A 2,953-nucleotide genomic window follows, 5' to 3' on the forward strand; every position below is an offset into this window, starting at 1 on the left:
AGACCACACGGAGCCGCTTGAACGATCGATCAACTCCTCATCCTTGCTGCACTGGAAGTTTACTGAGAAGTTAATCCACCCCCCCCGCCGCCCGCGCCTGCGCCACGAATGCCCTGACCTTCTCAGGATCCTTGCGCCCCGGCGACACCTCCACTCCCGAAGCCACATCCACGCCCCACGGCCGCAGCAGGCGGATCGCCTCCGCCACATTCTCGGGATTCAGCCCCCCCGCCGCCACCAGCCGCGCCGCCCCGCCGCCAAACACCGTTCGCCCCGCCTCGTTCCAGTCATACGCGATCCCGGTGCCGCCCACCGCCGTAGCTGTCCGCGAGTCCACCAGGACCCCATCCACATTCTGATCAGCAGCATAGCCTCCCGCCTGCTCTGCCGCCTCCACCCCGAAATGCACTACGCGCAGGATCCGCAGGCCCCCGCCAAGCTCCTTCCGGAGCCGCGCCGGCACCTCCGCCCTGGCGTCCGCATGAAGCTGCACGCCCGTCAGGCCGCACCTCCGCGCCGTCGCCACCATCACCTCCGGCGAGGCATCCACAAACACCCCAATTTTTTCAATGAAATCAGGCAGATACCCCGTGATGGCCGCCACCTGCTCCGCCGTCATCTGCCGCGGGCTCGGTGCGAAAATAAAGCCCAGAGCGTCAGCCCCGGCGTCTACCGCCAGGCGCGCATCGTCCAGCGACGTATTCCCGCAGATCTTCACCCACACGCTCATCGCGCAACCGCACTGCCCGCCAGCAGCGTCTTCAGCGCAGCTCCCGGATCGGCCTCGCGCATCAGGCTCTCCCCAATCAGGAAGGCGTCGAACCCGGCCGCCCGCAGCCGGCCAATATCCTCACCCGATCCAATGCCGCTCTCCGTTACCCGCACGACGCTCGCCGGAATCCGGCCCGCCAACTCCAGCGACCGCTCCAGCCGCACATCAAATGTCTTGAGATCGCGGTTGTTCACCCCAATCGCATCGGCCCCGGTCTCCCCCAGCGCATCCAAAACCCGGTCAAGCTCTTCTCCGGTATGGACTTCCACCAGGACATCAAGCTCCAGCCCGCGCGCCCGCGCCGCAAACCGCTGCATCTCGTCGTTGCTCAGCGCTGCCGCAATCAGCAGGATAGCGTCGGCCCTGTGCGCCCGCGCCTCAACAATCTGATACTCATCCACCATGAAGTCTTTGCGCAGGCAAGGCAGAGGAACCGCCGCTGAGGCCAGCTCCAGGTTGCGCAGACTACCCTGAAAGAACGGCTCATCGGTCAGAACGCTGAGGCACGCAGCCCCTCCTGCCTTGTACTGGCGCGCGATTTGCTCCACATCGAAGTCGGCGCGAATCAGTCCTTTGGAAGGCGAAGCCTTCTTGATCTCGGCAATCACCGCCGGCCCCTGCGCTGTCTGCCTGCGCAGCGTCGCGGCCCACCCGCGGGGCCGGTGGGCGGCCGCCCGCCGCTCCAGCTCTGCCCCCGGCACAGCCTCGCGCGCCGCCGCAACAGTGCGGCGCGTAGCTGCCAGAATGGTGTCAAGTCGAGTGCTCATCGCCCTATCCGTATTTTTGCATAGGGCTCACTCCCGTCAGTCCGCACCCGCGCAGTCGGGAGCGCCCGCACGAACTCGGTCCCGGAGCGAACGAACAGACAGCAAAGGAAATGCCCGCGCGAGACCACCACGAACCCGGGGCGACAATGTGGGCAGTGGCTTCACGCAAAGCGCCTTAGGGGCAGTTAGCCGCACCGCCGGTGCCTGGTTGGCCCGGAGGGATTCGGATGGGTGCGGCGCAAACCTGGATAACGGTTGTACGCTTTGAGTTCATCTGCAGCAGCGTCAAGCACAGACCGGACGCTTTTACACGTCACATTGAACGCCCGGGCACCACGAAGTAGATGTGAGCACGTGAAAGATCGTCGTCAAGCCGAGGCGATCAACAAAATCTCAAAGCACGGACCTGGGCATCGTCGGCAGCACATACTTGGAGTCCTCGGGGGTTTGTCGGAATGAAGATCCTCAACAAGCTTTATCTTGCTTCTACCCTCCTCGCTTCCTTGACCCCAACGATGATGTTGGCCGGCTGTAAAGGTCGCGTGCAACCAACCGGGAAGATCCAGCAAGAACGTGTTGCCGGCGGAATGGTCGCCAGCCCCATCGCTCGTAAGTCGGTGGGCACCCCCGTCCCGCATTCCACCAGCACCTCCCCGGCCTCGCCGGAAACTGGCGGGGGCGGGCTCAGCGCTCCTGCCAACGCAATCAAAGTGAGTTCCCTGCAGGCCTTGAGCAACTGGAACAACCAGCACGACGCCGGAACCCCAGGGAGTTCGGCGGGCACCATGAGCATGACCAACTCGCCCGCAAAGAGCGGCAACGCGCGTAAGTTCATCACTTCTTTCTCGAATTACGGTGGCCAGCGCTACTCGGCCTCGATCGGCGCCGACGTGAACGCCAAAAACTTCCTCTACGACGGATGGGTCTTCCTGCAGAACACCGGGAGCACCATCGGGAACATCGAAATGGACCTCAACCAGGTGACGTCAAGCGGGCTCACCGTCATCTTCGGCTTCCAATGCGATAAATGGTCAGGAACGTGGGACTACACCGCCAACAAGGGCACGGCGGCGTCTCCCGACGACACCTGGATTCACTCGGCTGCCCCATGCGACCCCGCCAAGTGGGCACAGAATACGTGGCATCACGTGCAGATCCGCTACGCGCGCGATGACTCGGGCTACGTGACCTATCAGTCCGTGGCGCTGGATGGCGCGGTGCAGAACATCAACGCGAAGGTGTTTTCCGCCTTCAATCTCGGCTGGAGTCCAACAATTCTCACGAACTTCCAGATCGACGGTGCCTTCAGCGGAAGCGGCAGTTCGACAGTCTACCTGGATAGCCTGGCGCTCTACCGCTGGTGAGTGCCTTCATGGGCGGCCAGCAGCACCTTCGCGCCAGCTTGCAATGAACC

Annotated in this window: 3 protein-coding genes; 1 reads left to right on the plus strand and 2 read right to left on the minus strand. The window is 63.6% G+C overall.

Annotated features, from left to right (window positions below; all coding sequences use genetic code 11):
• Window positions 1-70: 70 nt before the first annotated feature.
• Window positions 71-730: a phosphoribosylanthranilate isomerase gene (locus tag VGL22_RS17985; RefSeq protein WP_465268331.1), complete on the minus strand. Its 660-nt coding sequence runs from the start codon at window positions 728-730 to the stop codon at window positions 71-73.
• On the minus strand, window positions 727-1,539 hold the full coding sequence (gene trpC, locus VGL22_RS17990) for an indole-3-glycerol phosphate synthase TrpC (RefSeq protein ID WP_465268332.1): 813 nt from the start codon (window positions 1,537-1,539) through the stop codon (window positions 727-729). The genes VGL22_RS17985 and trpC overlap by 4 nt, the downstream gene beginning before the upstream one ends.
• 542 nt (window positions 1,540-2,081) lie before the next feature.
• On the opposite strand from trpC, the gene VGL22_RS17995 reads away from it, so the two are divergent.
• Window positions 2,082-2,903, plus strand: coding sequence for a hypothetical protein (locus VGL22_RS17995; RefSeq protein ID WP_465268333.1), 822 nt, complete (start codon window positions 2,082-2,084; stop codon window positions 2,901-2,903).
• The last annotated feature ends 50 nt before the right edge of the window (window positions 2,904-2,953 follow it).

This window comes from Occallatibacter sp. (assembly GCF_036502485.1).
In the GTDB taxonomy this organism is placed as follows: domain Bacteria; phylum Acidobacteriota; class Terriglobia; order Terriglobales; family Acidobacteriaceae; genus Telmatobacter.

What these genes read in the sequence shown, in the direction of transcription:
- trpC (WP_465268332.1), bottom strand. Translation starts at nt 1,539, where the DNA reads ATGAGCACTCGACTTGACACCATTCTGGCAGCTACGCGCCGCACTGTT.
- VGL22_RS17985 (WP_465268331.1), bottom strand. Translation starts at nt 730, where the DNA reads ATGAGCGTGTGGGTGAAGATCTGCGGGAATACGTCGCTGGACGATGCG.